Source organism: Neobacillus sp. C211, assembly GCF_051842875.1.
GTDB lineage: Bacteria > Bacillota > Bacilli > Bacillales > Cytobacillaceae > Neobacillus.
The window spans coordinates 43,606-61,829 of sequence record NZ_JBPXRO010000007.1 but is presented as its reverse complement, the minus strand read 5'-3'; the positions used below and the strand labels follow the sequence as shown (position 1 = coordinate 61,829).

At 37.0% G+C, this 18,224-nt stretch carries 16 protein-coding genes; 2 read left to right on the top strand and 14 right to left on the bottom strand.

The features are described from left to right. Positions 1–27: 27 nt before the first annotated feature. Together ACSU6B_RS08820 and ACSU6B_RS08815 are read right to left on the bottom strand one after the other, a co-directional pair. Positions 28–264, bottom strand: a complete 237-nt coding sequence (locus ACSU6B_RS08820; protein ID WP_410884450.1) for a hypothetical protein — start codon at positions 262–264, stop codon at positions 28–30. A gap of 536 nt (positions 265–800) precedes the next feature. After that, complete coding sequence (locus ACSU6B_RS08815) at positions 801–1,067, bottom strand: hypothetical protein (RefSeq protein ID WP_410884448.1); 267 nt, start codon at positions 1,065–1,067, stop codon at positions 801–803. 359 nt (positions 1,068–1,426) lie between these two features. Here ACSU6B_RS08815 and ACSU6B_RS08810 point away from each other — a divergent pair, with 359 nt between their 5' ends. Beyond that, entirely contained in the window at positions 1,427–1,564 is a 138-nt protein-coding gene (locus ACSU6B_RS08810) for a hypothetical protein (protein WP_410884446.1), read from the top strand. Between the two features lie 850 nt (positions 1,565–2,414). Here the strand turns inward: ACSU6B_RS08810 and ACSU6B_RS08805 are convergent. Both ACSU6B_RS08805 and pssA read right to left on the bottom strand, forming a co-directional pair. Beyond that, positions 2,415–3,707, bottom strand: a complete 1,293-nt coding sequence (locus ACSU6B_RS08805) for a DedA family protein (RefSeq protein WP_410884444.1) — start codon at positions 3,705–3,707, stop codon at positions 2,415–2,417. Between the two features lie 208 nt (positions 3,708–3,915). Next, a complete protein-coding gene (gene pssA / locus ACSU6B_RS08800) occupies positions 3,916–4,407 on the bottom strand; it encodes a CDP-diacylglycerol--serine O-phosphatidyltransferase (protein ID WP_410884442.1) in 492 nt (163 codons plus the stop codon). A 277-nt stretch (positions 4,408–4,684) separates the two neighbouring features. Here pssA and ACSU6B_RS08795 point away from each other — a divergent pair, with 277 nt between their 5' ends. Next, positions 4,685–7,810, top strand: coding sequence for an efflux RND transporter permease subunit (locus ACSU6B_RS08795; RefSeq protein WP_410884440.1), 3,126 nt, complete (start codon positions 4,685–4,687; stop codon positions 7,808–7,810). A gap of 253 nt (positions 7,811–8,063) precedes the next feature. Here the strand turns inward: ACSU6B_RS08795 and ACSU6B_RS08790 are convergent, their stop codons facing one another. The 10 genes from ACSU6B_RS08790 to ACSU6B_RS08745 all read right to left on the bottom strand — a co-directional run bounded on the left by ACSU6B_RS08790 (position 8,064) and on the right by ACSU6B_RS08745 (position 17,881). Then, positions 8,064–8,861: an EcsC family protein gene (locus ACSU6B_RS08790; protein WP_410884438.1), complete on the bottom strand. Its 798-nt coding sequence runs from the start codon at positions 8,859–8,861 to the stop codon at positions 8,064–8,066. 182 nt (positions 8,862–9,043) lie between these two features. Then, positions 9,044–9,568: a type 1 glutamine amidotransferase domain-containing protein gene (locus ACSU6B_RS08785; protein WP_215003961.1), complete on the bottom strand. Its 525-nt coding sequence runs from the start codon at positions 9,566–9,568 to the stop codon at positions 9,044–9,046. Between the two features lie 30 nt (positions 9,569–9,598). Next, a complete protein-coding gene (locus tag ACSU6B_RS08780) occupies positions 9,599–10,456 on the bottom strand; it encodes a MurR/RpiR family transcriptional regulator (RefSeq protein ID WP_410884436.1) in 858 nt (285 codons plus the stop codon). A 56-nt stretch (positions 10,457–10,512) separates the two neighbouring features. Next, on the bottom strand, positions 10,513–11,694 hold the full coding sequence (locus ACSU6B_RS08775) for an ADP-dependent glucokinase/phosphofructokinase (protein WP_410884434.1): 1,182 nt from the start codon (positions 11,692–11,694) through the stop codon (positions 10,513–10,515). Further along, complete coding sequence (locus tag ACSU6B_RS08770) at positions 11,691–12,515, bottom strand: carbohydrate ABC transporter permease (RefSeq protein WP_410884432.1); 825 nt, start codon at positions 12,513–12,515, stop codon at positions 11,691–11,693. Before ACSU6B_RS08770 ends, ACSU6B_RS08775 begins: the two co-directional genes overlap by 4 nt. A gap of 1 nt (position 12,516) precedes the next feature. Further along, complete coding sequence (locus ACSU6B_RS08765; RefSeq protein ID WP_410884430.1) at positions 12,517–13,485, bottom strand: carbohydrate ABC transporter permease; 969 nt, start codon at positions 13,483–13,485, stop codon at positions 12,517–12,519. A 62-nt stretch (positions 13,486–13,547) separates the two neighbouring features. Further along, complete coding sequence (locus tag ACSU6B_RS08760; RefSeq protein WP_410884428.1) at positions 13,548–14,837, bottom strand: ABC transporter substrate-binding protein; 1,290 nt, start codon at positions 14,835–14,837, stop codon at positions 13,548–13,550. 222 nt (positions 14,838–15,059) lie between these two features. Beyond that, entirely contained in the window at positions 15,060–15,596 is a 537-nt protein-coding gene (locus tag ACSU6B_RS08755; protein WP_410884426.1) for a D-lyxose/D-mannose family sugar isomerase, read from the bottom strand. Between the two features lie 95 nt (positions 15,597–15,691). Further along, positions 15,692–16,606: a ketose-bisphosphate aldolase gene (locus ACSU6B_RS08750; RefSeq protein WP_214717741.1), complete on the bottom strand. Its 915-nt coding sequence runs from the start codon at positions 16,604–16,606 to the stop codon at positions 15,692–15,694. Between the two features lie 525 nt (positions 16,607–17,131). Next, positions 17,132–17,881: a GDSL-type esterase/lipase family protein gene (locus ACSU6B_RS08745; RefSeq protein WP_410884424.1), complete on the bottom strand. Its 750-nt coding sequence runs from the start codon at positions 17,879–17,881 to the stop codon at positions 17,132–17,134. Positions 17,882–18,224 lie beyond the last annotated feature (343 nt).

The window sequence follows — 18,224 nt, the reverse complement described above, 5'->3', positions numbered from 1 at the left end:
AATGACATACAAAAAAACTTGGCATGATTAACTAAGCTTTTTTCGGGACTTGTAAATGTAAATTTTTTCTGCCAAAAAGCTAATAATCAACCCGATAACAAGCGGAGTCAACGAACCAGCTGAAATAAAGAAACCATTTGCGTTATCTGTATATTCGTGATGGAACATTAACCAAGGAATAGTAAACATATGTCCAACTAGGTAAAGCAGTCCTACCGTAAATACAAATGAACCAAATGTAACTATAAAGCTCTTTAATTTCATCCGACCACTTCCTAATTAGCTGTTATTGTAAATATTATACATTTTTCAGTCGTAACTATCAATATAACAAACTGGTGGTCAGACCCGCTAAACCTCCCGAGTTGGGGTTTTTTTGGTTGTAATTAAGACTCTTTGTAAGGCTGAATAGATCTTTTTATCAAGAAATTTTGATTTGTGTATTTTTAGGAGGGTTTTGTGCATTTTTCAGTTGATTTTGTGCTTTTAGACAATATATGTAAATTATCAACCTGAAATTGAACTTGATTTTCCAAAAAATTGATATGACACAGCAAAAAGCTTCTAGTCCACACTAGAAGCTTTTCTACTTTACCGCTTTAACTGAGCGGAGGCAAATCCCCACCTATCAATTAGATGTAATCACAGTTTCCTTCTTGTCTATTGATGTAATAATTACCTTATACGAATCATTCTTTATGATTGCCTTGGTTTCCTTACTCGTTGGAATACTTGAATGGTGTTATTGACAGCTTTGGTTTTCGTTACAGCATAGCCGTATACCCTTTCTAGAGAAACCGCTACATCCCCATTCCTGAAAAACCGCCCATCCCCATGCCTGGTTGACCGCCCATTCCCATTCCTGGTGAACCGCTCATTCCCATTCCGGGAAATCCGCCCATTCCCATTCCTGGGGAACCGCTCATTCCCATTCCTGGAAAACCGCCCATCCCCATGCCTGGTTGACCGCCCATTCCCATTCCGGGTGAACCGCTCATCCCCATGCCTGGAAAACCGCCCATTCCCATTCCTGGAAATGACATCATACCTTGTGACCCTAATGTCATGTTTTCACCTACTTTCTTTTGTATACTATGCTAAAAGAAAATATGGGAGCTTATTTTACCTATAAATTAGGCGAATTACCCACCGATTCTTATGTAAAAACTAAAGGGATGCCTGCCAATGAAGATGCTGAGCTCTGGATATGACAAAGTGACCCCCCTCTTATTCACATAAGGTCGTGTACACCAACCCAAGGATCACATTTATAGACTAGAATAAATTTACCCATCAGCATCCATAAATTCACTACCTAAAATCCACTTTCCATCTTTTAAAAATTATAGTATAATATCATTTTGGAAAAACAGATAAACATCAGGAATTTAGTGAATTTTTATAATGGCATAAAGGAGTAAAATAGATGTCAAAAAATTACTGGCTCACCACAGAGGAAATGCTGGAAAAGAAAAAGCGCAAAAAGAACCTTACTTATAGTTTTATAGCCATAGGAACTATTATACTAAGCGCATTTGTAACAATCCTAGCAAACGGTATCTAACGAGCTAGTAGCAGAGCCCTATTCCCATAAATAGGTTTGAATTTAACTTTTTTAATAAAATCTAAACGGTTTATTCATAGTTTGTTCATGATTAAGTAGTAAGATAAATACATGAAGAGGACAACATTTAACTTTTTCTTTTTCATAACCCCCTTTTAATATATTTTTTGTAGATCCGGCATCTTGCCGGATATTTTTTTATAAAAAGCTTTAACCAGATTTGATGCCTCATCTAAGTTATTTTCAATTTTTAAAATATTTTTATTTTAATTTTAATGTTATTACAATATAACTTGTTCGCAGTGAATCGAAATAAGCTAAATTCAGTATTTGTTTATTTTCAAGCGGTTACAAATTGCTATTGGAGAACACTTGATATACCAATATTATTTACCTTTTTTCAAATATTTTTACTATTTCATTCCCTGTTCACATGAAAAATCCACTATGTTACTATCAGAATGGGATTGGAATCGTATTATCATTAGAAGATGAAGAATAAGGAATCAAGTCATCATGCCTTCCAAACCATTGTTGGAAAAAAATATTATTTTACGAGGTGTATGATGGAAGCAATCGAATCTGCTCAAAATGAAAACATGGAACTTTTACAGGAAATAGTTACTCTTAAAACGAAACTAAGCGAAATATATAATCAAATAGGTCCAAGCAGTTCCGAATATATTACACTTTCAATCAGACTTAATTTACTTATGAATAAATACTTTGAGGAAAAAACCGTAACTCTAATGAATTAGGACTGGCATGTAACAGACAAAAACCCTCTTACCTACTTTTGTAGATATGGGGGTTTTTGTTTGTTTGAAATTTTCTCTTAACCATGATGACTTTAAATGTATTCATTTTTATTTTTTTCCAATACAAGGCGTATCATTTCAAAAAACAAGAAGTTAAAAAATATCCAGACACCCCCATAAACATAACCCCCAACAATATCACTCGGGAGTTTTTCAGTGGATGCAATATTTGCTATGGTTAATCCCATTAATAAAACTAAAGTAAATAAAGGGCCTAATACTGGCGGTATATTCGTTTTGGGATGGCGAACAAGTAAAAATATGCATGTCCCATAAACAATGATTGTTAAAGTGGAACTTATATCAGGAAAATTATCGGAATGAAATTTTCCTACAAACCCTATTGTTTGTAGATGGGAAAAAATCTGCAGAATGGATTCATGAAACAGCCTAGCTCCTAAAATTGAAACGATGAGAAGAAGATACTCTAGGATCCTGTTCTTTCCTTTTCTCCAAATACGGATGATGGTTATGCCGATAATTGGACCAATAGCATACGGAGATTGAAATACTAGAAACCCTTTCATCCAACTCATATAGATAACAGACTTAACCATATATTCAGCTATTTCATTAAACTGAGTAAACTCATTAAATAAATAGTCTTGAGCCATTCCTAGCATCAAGGTCACCATACCAATTAAAACTAAAGTGAGAAAAGTAAGAAATATCTCTGTTTTTCTTATGGTTTTTAGTCGATTAATTAACCAAGTTAACAAACTAATAAATAATGACTTAATTTGATTTTTATTAAACCGATAGACTAAATACCCTGCTAGTAATACTGCTATAACAATTATAAAAATCACAAAATATTTACTTGCTGCATGATGGAAAACCTCCCAGTGAGGTCCCAATACTTTTCCTAATGTAATAAAACAGAATCCCCATAAAAATGAACCTATATATGCAGGAATAATAAATTTTCGAAATGGCATTCTAGAAATCCCCGAAATATAACCAGTGAAATGCCTAATCCCTGGAATGAAATAGGCAAAGACCAGCAATTTACTACCTGAACGTTCAAACCAAACGGATGTTTTTTTATATCTTTCAGGTCCTAGATGGATATATTTTCCGTATTTTTCGATAAGTTTATATCCCCCTGCCTTTCCAATCCAATAGGTTACAGTAATTCCTGCACCGCCTGAAACAAAGACTGTCAAGAGAGCCAAAAGGTAATTCATTTTTCCCTGAAATACAAAATACCCGGCGTAGCTCATTAGAAATTCGCCTGAAATAGGCAGGGCCATAAGTTCTAAAAAGATTCCTAAAAATAGAATCAGATAACTGTGCTGTTCAAATAAAGTGATTAAGTATGACATATAAATGCCTCCGTTATTTATAAAAACACTAAAATAAATAATCCATCAACTCTAGTTCTAAATACAATGTAGCACGATAAATGATTTCATTTTCCATCTTAATGAATTATTAATCTTGTATTAAGAGAACAAAAAGGATAATGGATAAAATAAAAAAGCTATTGCCTTTATGAAAAGGTTACTAGCTTTTTTACATCGGATAATAAAATTAAAGTTTTTTAACCCTAATTGGACTCACCATTAAGAGAGCAAGGATTAAAGTGATCCATGCATTGCTATATAAAAATAATCCCATTCCAGCCAATGGCAATCCCGCAGCTGGAATAGGTAATCCTTTAAAATACCCAATGGTTGGTTTAACACTAAATTTAGCTAATCTTAATGCCCCCATCGTTGGGAAAAGGATAAATGCCAATGAAGTTAAAATGGATGGCTCTGCTATCGAATGAAACAGAAGTGCAGGAGCAACTCCGAAGCTAACAATATCAGCTAAAGAATCTAATTCTACGCCAAATTCACTATTCACTTTTAATTTTCTCGCTATTCTTCCGTCAAGAAGATCTAAAACAGCCGATAAGAAAATAAAAATGGAGGCTAGTTCCAAAAAGCCACTCATATTAGAGGTAATTGAAAGAACACCGCACAATAAATTTCCCATCGTAAATAAATTCGGTATAGCCTTTACCATATGATTTAACAAGGTAGCCCCCCTAACAAAGACAAATCTTCCCCATTTAAGTAGCATTTTCTATATATCCTTCCGTTATTCGAAAAAAACAAGCAAATAAAAACAAAGTGAAGAACAAATTTTCATTTTCCATTTTAATGAAAAATTAATCTTTTATTAAGGGAGCGTACAAGTTTGTTTTGTAAACTTAAATTGCCCAATTAGATTGCAATACCATTCTTGAATTCACGACAGAAAACGATAAAGTTATTTAGGTTAATTTTATATAAAAGCTGGGGGAGGTAAAGCAATGAAAAAATTCGTAGAGGCAACTATGCAAAGAGGCATTCTTATGATTGTGTGCGTTGTCATCATTTTGGGTTGGGGCGGTATATCTGCTTACCAGATGCAAAGAGATTATTTGCCTGGGATTAACAATACGACCCTTTCAGTTAGTATGAGGGTACCTGGATATCAAGCAGCTCAGGTAAAACAGCAAGTGACAGATAATTTATCAAGTGCCATCAAAACAGTGGATGGTTTATCCAATGTTGAAACCACTTCTTATGACGGTGGATTATTTATGAGTTTGTATTTTCCAATGAATACAGACATGAAGCAAGCAGAAGATCAAGTAAACAAAGCCTTGGCAAATGCAGATCTTCCGCCAACTATTACGAGCACTCCTTCGATAACAAGATTAACAACTAGTTCATTCCCAATTTTGACATACAGTTTAACTAGCTCAACATTGGATGAACAAACACTACGTTCCACTGCAACACAGGAAATTGTTAAACAATTAAAATCTGTCCCTGGTGTAGCGGATGTATCCGCAATTGGGGGAGCAAAAGATGGATATGTATTAACTGTCCGCATGAAAGACCTAGTGAAAAACGGATTAACATTGGATGATGTGAATAAATCGTTTGCTTTGGCTGTTCCATCCATGCCACAGGGGAATATTGTAAACAACCAATTATCAATCCCAGTCTCTTTTGATGGGTTACCATTAACTGAGCAGCAAATGGAAAACGCAACGATTAAGAATAAGGAAGGGAAAATAGTTCCTGTTTCATCATTTGGTACCATAACGCATTCTTTAAATGACGTTAAAACCGTCTCCAGAACAAATGGAACGCCAAGTGTTACTTTAAATGTAATCAAAACACCATCAGCAAATATCACAGATGTTGCAGATCAAGTAAAGGACCGTGTTTCACATCTTCACTTGGATACGGTAAATCCAAAAGATGTTTCTTTCCATGTTTTACTTGACCGGGAAAAAGAATTAAACAGCTCTCTTTTCGGATTAGTTAGAGAAGGCCTACTTGGCTGCTTATTCTCAATGATTTGTGTGTTCTTCTTTTTCCGAAATGTAAGATCGACATTATTAATTGCGATTTCGCTGCCAATTTCATTGTTAGCCACAACTGCTTTCTTAAAGTCAATGGGTATCACATTAAACATTTTAACGGTTTCAGGTTTGATTGTAGCTATGGGTCGTATTGTAGATGATTCGATTGTTATTTTAGACAACATGTATCGAAAACGGGAAGAATCGAAAGATAAATCCTTACTTCCCATTCTTGCATCATCAGTGGTTGAAATGATTCCTGCGATATTGGGTTCTACGTTAACGACCATTGCTGTTTATATTCCGATCGCCTTTGTTGGGGGAGTAATCAGTGCATCGTATAGCGGATTTGCTTGGTCCGTTGTGATTGCACTCGTCATATCTTTCTTTGTAGCAATGCTTGTCATCCCTGCTCTTGCTTTTATGGGATGGAAAGGTGGAAATTCTACAAAACAAACGGTCAAACTAGATTCGACAATGAAACCACTATTACAATCTGCTTTTAAACATAAAAGAGCGATGATTATTGTTTCGATCTTAGTCTTTTTAGGTGCAGGCATCTATTCTGCATTTCTTCCAGTAAGTTTATTGCCTAGTGGAAAAATTGGACAAATTGCCATCAAGGCTGAATTACCTAAAGGAAGCACGTTAATTCAAGTAGATTCTGAAGTACAAAAAATCGAAAAAGCATTAAAGGAAAATCCAAAAGTCGATGCTTATTCAGCAAATTTTGGTTCGACGATGACACCACAAAGTGATGACGTGTTTGACCAAGGTGGAGGTTTCATCACCTATCCAAATGTCGCAAATTTATCTGTTGTGTTGAAAAACGACAAGGATGCGGATTCTGTGATTAAACAATTACAAACTCAGCTTCCAACGATATCTAAAAATGTTATTTATACCGTAACAAGCCAGAACATTTCTGGTGATGATTCACAAATGCGTATCTTGTTTACAGGTTCAGACCAAGCAACATTGGATCAAGTAGCTCAAGAAGCAAGAACGAACTTATCAAAAATTGTGAACCTAAGTGTAGATGGAAAAGTGGATTTAACAAATGGTTCACCAAAATACAAAGTTACATTTGACCAAAAAGCAATTCAAGATAAAGGTATAAAAATTACTGACATTCTAACGGTCATTAATCGTTATATGTCTTCATCTAAAGATGCAACGATTACGGTTGACCATAAAGCACTTCCTGTGGATCAATATTTAGATCAGATTGCAACAGGAACAAATTCAACTATAACGTTAAATGCTTCTGCGGATGATGTTTTAGCATCTCTTGCTTCTGAAACTTTTAAAGGAACAAATGGCGAAATGGTTCGTTTTGATCAGTTAGGTAAAGTTTCAAAAGATACCTCTCCTTCTACTATTAGCGAAAGAGATGGTCAACCATTCTCCCTTGTGACAGCACAGATTACATCAAATGATATTAGTAAAGTGTCAAGCCAAGCAGACAAGGCTCTAAGCAGCATGAAACTTCCTAAAGATGTAACGTATTCATTGGGAGGAATCACTGAACAAGTAAAACAAATGATTTTCGATATGTCTGTTGCCGTTGCATTTTCTATCCTTTTAGTATTACTTATTACCTCTTCTATCTTCAAAGGATGGAGAGCACCATTATCAGTACTTTTAAGCATCCCACTTGCTTTAAGTGGTGTCGTAATAGCATTAATTCTATTCAACGGAGAATGGAATTTAGCAGCATTAATTGGTATTCTGATGCTTACTGGTATTGTAGTAACAAATGGTATTGTGTTAATTGATAAAATTGAAAAAAATAGAAAAGAAGGCATGTTGGTTAAAGAAGCGGTTTTAAGTGGAAGTCTTTCTAGGATCAGACCGATTTTAATGACAGCAGCCGCAACAGTTCTTACTTTGTTACCACTTGCCTTTTCTCATAATGCAGATACCGTAATTTCTCAAACTCTCGGCATTGTCGTAATTGGCGGTATGGTAACATCGACAATCAACAGCTTTATTATCATCCCAATCATTTACGAGTGGTTGCATAAAAAAGCAGGAATCAAAAACATTAACGCAACAAAAGTGAAAAGTATCAGCTAAAAAATCTTTTAAGTACAGTGAAGATGTCCATCAAGCATCACTAACACTTGAGTCTCCTCAATTATTAATAAAGCGAGCAATGCCAATCATTACTGGAATGGGGAGAATCAGTACCTAGAAGCCAAGGGACGGGAAAAACAAACTAAAATAGCACCGCATTTTGCGGTGCTATTTTAGTTTTACGATAGGAAACGTAACCTGTAAAAAATGCTGTCTCTATTACTAACAAACTTACTCCCAATCAAGATTGACCTTATTTCTGTTCCAATCTCTCCAGAATCCTTCTTTTCCGATAAAACATAATCCCAGTCTCCGCTAGGTCATTAATCATTGACCTGTTTGTAAATGCACCAAAAATCATCCCAGCAATAGGTACCATTTGAAACAGCTTCTTCCACCCAAACTGGTCTCTGTATGTATAAACAACCTCACGCCAGCCTTGCAGCTGCGACATCATTTCGCCTGAACCGCTTCCTTGTTGATAATAGCTGGAAAGCTCATTCAGAATCGCACGTTTGCCGACAATATCAGCTGAGGAAAACTGCAGGCATTTAATTATAAAAATTCGTTCGCTTTTTTCGTTAGGATCATATCCATGAATGATAGCAATTTCCTGCAGCGTTTTTAATGAAATGCCCATTAAAGCCGGAACATCGATCGCAAGAGTAAAAATCCCGCCGATTCCGGTGCTCGCGCCTTGGATCGTCGCAAACTTCTTTCGTTGACCGGTCAGCTCTTCGCTTATCTTATTCATGGCATTTAAAGGGATCTCCTTGATATCAGCTATTTGGTTAATCCGCTTACCTGTCTCTTTTTCAATTTTATCAAATAGTTTATCCTCTTTAATTAAATAGCTACCGCCGGTCTGAATATAGTTACCGACCTCTTCTAGTAATTTCCCCACTTTATTGTGGATGAATTGAGGAGTGATTTTATCGAGAATCTTAAATGGCAATCGTCCGAGGCGATCCCAAATCCACAAATCGCTTTGGCCATTTTCCCACTTCTCAATAACAGTTAGCTCTTTCAATAATTCATCTCTTGTTTCCATGTATTTTGAGTCACCCTCGTTTGTTTATTTTCTACAGAATTACCCTTATTCTCATTAATAAAACATACGTATGATAAATGGAAAGGTTTCATGGTTTGTGGTTTGGCAGGTTGTTCGGAGAATGACTAGGCATGGAATCAAAAAAAGACAGCGAGTTATTGCTCGCTATCTCCCTTCCATGACTATTTCTTTTCTAACACATTAATAAATTCCCGTAGATAGTCAGGCAGATCCGGTGGACGACGACTGGACACCAGGTGACCGTCCGTTACAACGGGTTCGTCATACCAAATTGCGCCTGCATTTTCCATATCATCTTTGATACCAGGAGTACTGGTTACTTTTTTTCCATCAAGGATTTTTGCAGAAACTAGTACCCAGCCTGCGTGGCAGATTTGTCCGATTGGTTTTTCATCCGCATTCATCTGCTGAAGCAGAGAAAGGACTTCAGGGAAGCGCCGGATTTTATCTGGTGCCCATCCTCCTGGAACTAAGATTGCATCATAGTCTTTAGCGCTAACCTCACCATAGGCAAAATCGGAGATCGCAGGTACGCCGTATTTACCAATATATTTTTCCTTTGCATTTTCTCCGGCAAGATGGACGACAGCCCCCTCTTCCTGAAGTCTAAGAATCGGGTACCATAACTCTAAATCTTCAAAATCATTATGAACGAGACTAATTACTTTCTTTCCTTCTAATCGCATGGGTTCATGTTCCTTTCAAATAAGGTAGTATTAGTGCTTGTAATCGGATAATGCTTGCTCGCGGTCGCTGATGGATTGAAACGATTTATCAAAGTTTATTCTTGATAATAGTAAAAACAGCGTATCAATCACTGAAATGGCTGGCACTCTAGTAAAGCTAAATTCTTTAAAGAACAATTTCTCATTCGTAATACTTATTAACTGAATATCCGCTAATTGCGAAAGCGGGGATTTAATATGGTTCGTAATACAAATCGTAATTGCCTTTCTTTTTTTGGCAATTTCAAAGATATCAAGCAATAATTTAGAGTCCCCTGAGTTTGAGATGCCAATAACTACGTCTTTTTCTGTCAATGAATGGGCAAGTGAAACCTGCATTTCTGGCGTGCTATTAACAATCGAGCGAATTCCAATTTGATTAAATTTGTAGGCGCCATCCAGTGCAGCTGGAAGCGAATTACCTGCCGCCACAAATTGAACTAGGCTGCATCCACTAATTACATCCAAGCACTTTTGTACCGCATCCGGGTCTAGAAATGAGGCGGTTTGTTTGAGTTCATCAATCTTGTAGGCAAAAATATTACGAATCGATTCTGCTATATTATTTAATTGAATCGTCGGAGAATGGGTGGTATTTTCGGGATTCGTGATTTCTCTTGCCAGTTGAATTTTAAAATGGTGAAATCCTTTAAGTCCAATCCTTTTGCAAAATCTAACAATGGTCGCTTCACTTACATTACACTTCTCAGACAGCTCGGCCACATTCATATCGATCACATTAAAATACTCTTTAATCACATATTCTGCAACCTTTTTTTCCGCATCATGCAAGGTTGGATATAAACTTTTTACAGTATTTAATAAATTATTTTCTTTAACGGAAGTCATACTACCATTCATCCTTTAACATTTTCATTTTTTCAAACCATCTATTCATCCAATATTTATAAACGTAGTTTACTCATTGGCAGAAATTCTACTGGTGCTTCCGCTAATAATCCAGCTGTAAATGTATCCCCTAAGCCAATCGTGCTAACGGTTTCTCCCCTAAAAGCTGGAATGATGGTGATATCTTTTTGGCCCATTGTTAATTTTTGCAACCTTTCTCCTCTGGGGTGAAGACTTGATCGTAACGAAACTTGTTTCATCATCTTTTGATCACAAATTTCCCCCTTTACCGCTCTTGAAAACGCCATCAAGTTACCATTTTCTAACGCTTTCCTCCAGTGAGAGGTATCATATAGATCCGATTTAATTAATGAGAATTGTTTGGTATGCAAAATAAAATTAGCAACACTTAGATACTCACAGGCATCGTTAATCGTATTTAATAAATCAGCATCGTCATAACTTAATAGAGGTTTGTTCCCTCCAATTAATTCCTGATATTCATCTTCATTGACACCGATACTATCAACATAGCCTCCTAGAGTTCGAATGATCTTCCACTGTTCATCCATTGACCAGATCGAAGCGAGTTCAAGGTGGACTTTAGGTTTCCTAGGTCCTAATGACGCCAATATAGTAACGGTATTCTGTAAAAACAAGTCAATGTCTTCGCTTCGATCAAAGGCATTGTATCCAGAGATCAACAACCAGCTAATATCATCTTGATTGATTTCTAGACGTTCCAGAAATCTTTTCGCGATAATATCAGACGGAAATTCATCCTGCTTTCGGAAAATGATTCGGTTGGAAGAATCTCCATGCTCATATTCTACTATATAATGCCTTGGCACATCCCCCTCAAGATCTGATAAAAGGATCAACTCCTGATGTTCCGAAACCAAATCTGACAACTCATTAGATTGGATCGGAATATTTACCAGTGCCCTATACCCTGCACAACTTGCTGCACAACCTGCTTGCAAGCCGGTTCCACCGATAGCCTTCGTCCAATCTAACTTTTTTTCTAAACGGGCAAGAATTTCCTGATTTGACACGATATATTCCGCTCCGCTGCCTCTCTTGATATTCCAGTCAATCACCGTACAAAACTCATCCCACGTGTCAATAACGGACTTTGGAGTTTTGTCGGCATTTCCTCTGATTTCATTGTAAAACTCTGGTGTGATTTTTGCTAATAAATCTATATTGGCTGTAAATCCAGTTGCAATAGTTGTCATCCTTTCACTGCTCCTCCCATGATGCCTTTTGTAAGTTTTTTCTCAAAAATCAACACAAGGATGATTAACGGCAAGGTTACAAGAATAGATGTTGCTGCTGTATCACCCCAAGGGACAAAGAACATTTGCGGCAACATAGCAATGCCAACAGGAATGGTCTGAGCATCAATATTATTGGTAAACGTAATCGCAAATAAAAATTCGTTCCATGATGAGATAAACACTAACAATCCAGCAGTAACCAGGCCTGGAGCCATTAACGGCAGACACACCTGCCAGTACGTTCGAAAGTATCCGCACCCATCCATATACGCTGCCTCTTCAATTTCATAAGGGATATTCCTGAAAAATCCGTACAGCAGTAACACACTTAATGGCAGTCCAAACAGCATATACGATAGAACTAATCCAGCATGCGTGTTATATAATCCCAATTGTTTAATGAGATTATAAAGAGGGGTCACCACCGCGATTTGTGGAAACATCGACGTCGATAGAAATAAAAGTAAAATAAAACCCTTCCCTTTAATCGGCAATCTAGCTAGTGAATAGGCAGCCAAACTTCCCAGGAACAAGCAAAGCAATGTCACTACGACAGCAATAACCGAACTATTCAAGATGTATTTATAAAAATCGGTATTTTGAAAGATATTTTGATAATGAAGCCAGGTGACTTCGTTTGGAAATATTGGCGGCAGGGATGATAAATCTTTATCCATTTTTAAAGAAGTAATGATCTGCCAAAAGAAAGGTGCTACTTGAAACACGACGATGAAAGACGCAAGTATGACAATGGTAGATCGCTTGAGCATTCCTTTCATCTTACTTTCCTCCTTCAATTTTTTTGGATGATTGATTCATAAAGAATAGGAGAACCATCGCTAAGATGAAAACAGATACCGCCATTAACGACGACATCGCTGCACCATAACTTACCTGAGAAGCGGAGAAAGTGGTCTTATAGGCGTACGAAGAAAGCACTTCGGTCGAATTCGCCGGTCCGCCTCCCGTTAAAACAAAAATCAAATCAAATACACGGAAAGCGTCTAATGATCTTAATAAAACAGCAATCATAATAGAAGGAATTAATAATGGAAATGTAATATGAAAGAATTGCTTCCATTTATTCGCTCCATCAATGTCTGCCGCTTCATATAAGCTTGATGATATTCCTTGTAAACCAGCTAATATGATTAACGCCATAAATGGAGTTGTTTTCCAAACATCTGAAAAAATCGCAGCAGACATAGCTGTCGAGGTTTCTCCAAGCCAATTAATATTGGCATCAATGATTCCGACCTTCATTAATAAGAAATTTAAAATCCCATACTCCGCATTAAAAATCCACTCCCACATCCTGGCCGAAACAACGGTTGGAATCGCCCACGGAATTAATACACAGGCTCGCACCAAACCTCTTCCCTTAAAATTTTTATTAAGGACCAAGGCAATAAAAAGACCGAATATCGTCTCCAATAAAACAGAAAATGCAGTAAAAACCCACGTGTTTTTATAAGCCACTTTGAACCACAAATCACTTAAAAGATTCCGGTAATTCTCTAGGCCCACAAAACTGGAACCTTGCTTAGTAAAGGAAACATCGAAAAAGCTTAAATAAATGGTTTGAATCAAAGGATAAATACCGACGATACAAAGAATCAATAGAGATGGCAGTAAAAATAAGTAACCGATCATCATGGGTTTATTGAATATCTTTTTGACATTCTTTTTTCTTGCTAGTAATAAATGGGCATTGGTGCTCCCAATGACCTGCTTTTCTACTTTTTCCATAGTCCATTCACCTCTTATACGTTTAAGGCACAAACGATACTAAGTTTGTGCCTTCAGAAAATTTATTGATTCGTAATCTTTTTCAACTCATTATCGATCTGTTTTGCCGCATCCTTTTCTTTGATCATGCCGGAAAGAACACCCGAGATATTCGATTGAAGGACTAACGACAATTTAGGGTAATCAGGGCTAACAGGACGGGCAGTCGTACCTTGGAATACTTTATCTAAGCCGGTTAAGAACGGGTTCTTCTTTTGTAATTCGCTGTCCTTTAAGACATTTGGTCTTGTTGGGCTGAAGGCAAGTTCCTTTGCATAGTACAATTGACTTTCTTCACTAGATAAGAATTGTGCAAATTTGACAGCTGCTTCTTTCTTTTTAGAGCTCTTAGAAACCATGAATTGATATCCGCCCATAGTAGAAGCACTGCTTTTTCCATCAAAGGAAGGAAGTGGAGCAACACCAACTTTATCAACCACTTTCGATTGCTTTGGATCTTGTGCAACACTCCAAACATAGGACCAGTTTCTGTGGAAAATGGCATTTCCATCTGTGAAAACGGTACGGCTTGGTTCTTCGTCAAACGTCAACACGGACTTAGGAGAAATCTTATCGTCTGTCATCTTTCTCATAAACTCTAGTGTTTTCAAAAATTCTGGGCTGCTTGCAGCTGATTTTCCATTGCTATCTAGAATGGATCCTCCTGCACTCCCTAAGAATTCGACAAAGTCACAGACAAGAACTTCTGCTTGCTTGCCTTGCCATACAAATTGGTTTAGCTTGTCATTATTTTCTTTGCTTTTGATTTCCTCAGACGTTTTAATCAGTTCATCCCAAGTGGTCGGAACAGGCTTGTTATATTTATCCAAAAGATCCTTGCGATAATAAAGCATCCCGCCATCTACATACCATGGCATTGCAGATAATTTACCATCATAAGTTAGTGCATCAATAACACCAGGATAGTACTCATCCTTGTTTACATATTGATCCATCGGCTCTGTCCATCCTGCTGCTGCAAACTCTGGTACCCAGACAACGTCTCCAGTAAAGACATCAATATCACTTTGGCCAGATTGGAAGGCAGTTACTAAGTATTGATGGATTTCTGTGCTTTTTGCAGGAGCTGGCATTTGCGTTAATTTAACTTTAATATCTGGATTTTCCGCTTCAAATTTCTTAATCAACTCGCTCCAAGAATCCACACCGAATGTTTTAATTGCCGCGAAATTAATAGTCGTTACATTACTATCATTCTCTTTACCATTACTACTTGTCGATGACTGATTGGAACTACAGGCTGACAAAATGACCATCATACATACTAAGAAAAGAACGAAAAGCCTTCTCATGGTTTCCCTCCATAAATATATAAATTTGGTTTATGTTTTGTAACATACCTGCATGAAGGCAGGTTTTCCTACCTTTGTTCTAAGTAAATGATAGATTAATTGCAAAAGGTATGAATACGCTTACAAGTATAATAAAAATAAATTTCTCTTCAATTTCACCTATTTTTTTTGTTAAAAGATAGGAGAAGAACAGGACGAAAACTATTCTTCTCCTCGTTGCCATTATTCTTGAACGCGTATGATTCGAGGATCTGTGAAAATATCAGATTCATCTTCACTATTCGAAGAAAACTCAGAAATGATCGCGCCTTCTTCAGCAGCCTGGAACCAATGTTTGGAGTTTTCGGGTATTGTATATTGCTCGCCTTCAAGGAGAACGATTTCATGGAAGACTGTATAGTATTTTCTATCAATTTCGGGAGGAGACGTGAGGGGTAGCTCAGTAGCCTCTCCTTCTACATATAAATATACAGTACCTTTCCGGCAGCGGAAGGTTTCCAACTTTCCAGGATTTCCATCTGCCCGAGGAGGATGCCGGTGTTCAGGACAAGTTTGATTCGGGAATAAAACCAATTCCTTCGCACAATACCGCTCGTTATTTACATACGTGATAAGTTGTAAGCCGGTTGTTTCAAGATCATTTAAGCCAAAATCCGCAATTTCAATGGATTCCTTTTCATCCGTAGTCAAAACAATCCCAGCTTTTGCAAACATATTTTCCACCATGGCATTATAATTTTTTAATTGAGGTATGGTCATATAAAGAAATTCCTTTCCTTTATATCTTTTATTTCATGCTGAAGGACAGAAGATGAAGGTTTATTAAGAAGAATTCTAGTTGGGATTACTATGCATTAATATCTGATACCACTTACAACTGGTTCTGCTTTTTGGGCTGCTGGTTGCTGTTGATATAATTCAGCTTTTCCAACGGAATTGAAGAGGTGCATTTTATAGTTAATCACTTTTTTGGCTTCGTTAATGCATTCTGGGTAGATTACGTTTGGATCCCAGTATTCAGTCGTGCTTAAAATTTCACGTGCTTTTGTAAAATAGGCATACTTCATATCACTAGAAATATTTATTTTACTTACACCCAGTTGCACGGATTGGGAAATTTCATTGTCTGGGTTAGAAGAACCACCATGAAGGACTAATGGAATATCAACAAGTTCATTGATTTCTTTTAAAATATCCATTTGCAATTCTGGTTTGATATCCTTTGGATAAATACCATGCGCTGTACCAATTGCTACGGCGAGAGTATCAACACCTGTACGGGCAACAAAATCTTCAGCTTGTGCAGGATCTGTGTAAGTAACCTTTGTAACGCCGCCTTCTACTGAATTCCCTGTGCTTCCGATCGTCCCTAATTCTCCTTCTATCGAAACCCCAACTGCATGTGCGATTTCGGTTGCTTTCTTCGTTAATGCAACGTTTTCTTCATATGGGAGCAGGGATCCATCAATCATTACCGACGTAAAGCCGCAGCGAATTGCTCTCAGGATTTCTTCAATTGAACCGCCATGATCCAAATGGATGACAAATGGTACTCTACTTTCATAAACCCGATGCTTTACATAAGAGAAAAATTCGTCTGTCAAAAACTCTAATTCCGATGGATGGATGGCAATGATAGCTGGAGAATTCACTTTTTCCGCCTCTTCGACTACTGCACGTAAAAATGAACTATCACAAACATTAAAGGCTCCCACCGCAAATTTATTTTCTTTAGCTACAGTAAGTAATTCTTTCATTGTTATCAACATAAGAAACATCTCCTTTTTATTTAAAAGCATAAGTTTTAACCAAAAAATGTAGACGCTTACTTTTAGTAGAAAGATTGTGCAGACATATTTTTTCATCTATGAATCTGGTGAAATTTTTTTCCTCAAGTTGATTAATAATTCCCTCCCTTATTGTCAACCGGTTAATGATTTTCTTACTTTTTTTGAAAAGCAGGGTTTTCTAAACTTTTACAGAATTAATACAAAAAATAGTTTCTTCAAATCATGAAATTAAATTTCCTATAATTTATTTTGAAGAAATTAAATTTCTTAAATTCAATATAAAGCCCTGCGTTTAATAAATCAAGTATTTTTTTAATTTTTTAATTATTTTAATTTGTTTGAACTATCGGTGTCAGGTACCATCGGTGGACAAATGCGAAGTTTGTCCTTGTGCAGAGGACACGTTAAGGGATAAAAAAAAGTAACCGCCCAATCCAGATGGATGGGCGGTTACTTTTTTGCTTTTTATCGGTGATAATAACGTTCTGGTTGTCGTTATTTCCTCTATGGTAAGGTCGGATCAATTTCTTTCCAGAACTGGTCGGCAACAACTTGATAGCCTGCTAGACTTAGATGAATGTCAATTGGATTTGGAAGATACAATGGATAGTTTGATGCAATCACATTGTAAGTCGGCACATACGTATCGTGATTGGCTTTGGATAGCGTGTCGATTTTACTATTAAACGCAAACAACAATGGCAGCAGCCCGGCCTGTTGCTCCGCAGGCAAATAAGGGAAGGTATTGTAATAACCCATGACATAAACCTTCGCATGGCGGTTTAAATTATCAATCGTTTGTAAAATGATTTGTAAATTTAGAGATGCACGGGCAATTGCAGCTGGCGCAGTTTTACCAGTCGGATCGGCCTTTAGAGCCCCGAGAAGGTCATTTCCCCCAATATCAATGGTAATGTACTCAGCTTCTTTAATTCCCGCCCTTACCTCTTTGTTAGAAAGGACATCTTTCAACAATTGGGCTGAAGTATAGCCAGGGACCGCATAATTATCGTAATCAACTTTGTAATTTTCTTTCTCAAAATCTTGTGCAATATAGTCAGGATATCCTACATCACCTGGACCAAAGGGCGTATATCCTACTGCGAGAGAATCCCCTAGGGCCACATAATCAATGACCGGTTTTTGAGGACTTTTTGCGGCGTTTGCAGGGCCTTTGGCAAAAGCGTTAACGGGTAAGGACATAAGTAAAGCGCCCGCCAATACTAAACTCTTGAATTTTTTACTAATTTTCATAACACCTCTCCATTCGTTATAAAGTACATTACTATTTTAACAAAGAGGTGTTGTGTTCGTAATTAAGAATGTTTAGTCAAAAATCTACAAATCTAATCTTTTATTTTTAAATTTTTGAGCAAGGTCGGCATTCCAAGGTCTCTGGGCAGATAACATCAGCCCATATTTCAACTTTTCCTACGAAAATGACCTCTTCACCGACAAATTCCGTTCAGAATTTGTCAATTTTTTTGTATAAAAATATATTTATAGTATCAAATCGTTTACCCGTAGCGAGCTTCCTCTTAATTAGGGTAGGAACATTTTGTAAATGGTGCCTGACACCACAGCCTTAGTTTTTATA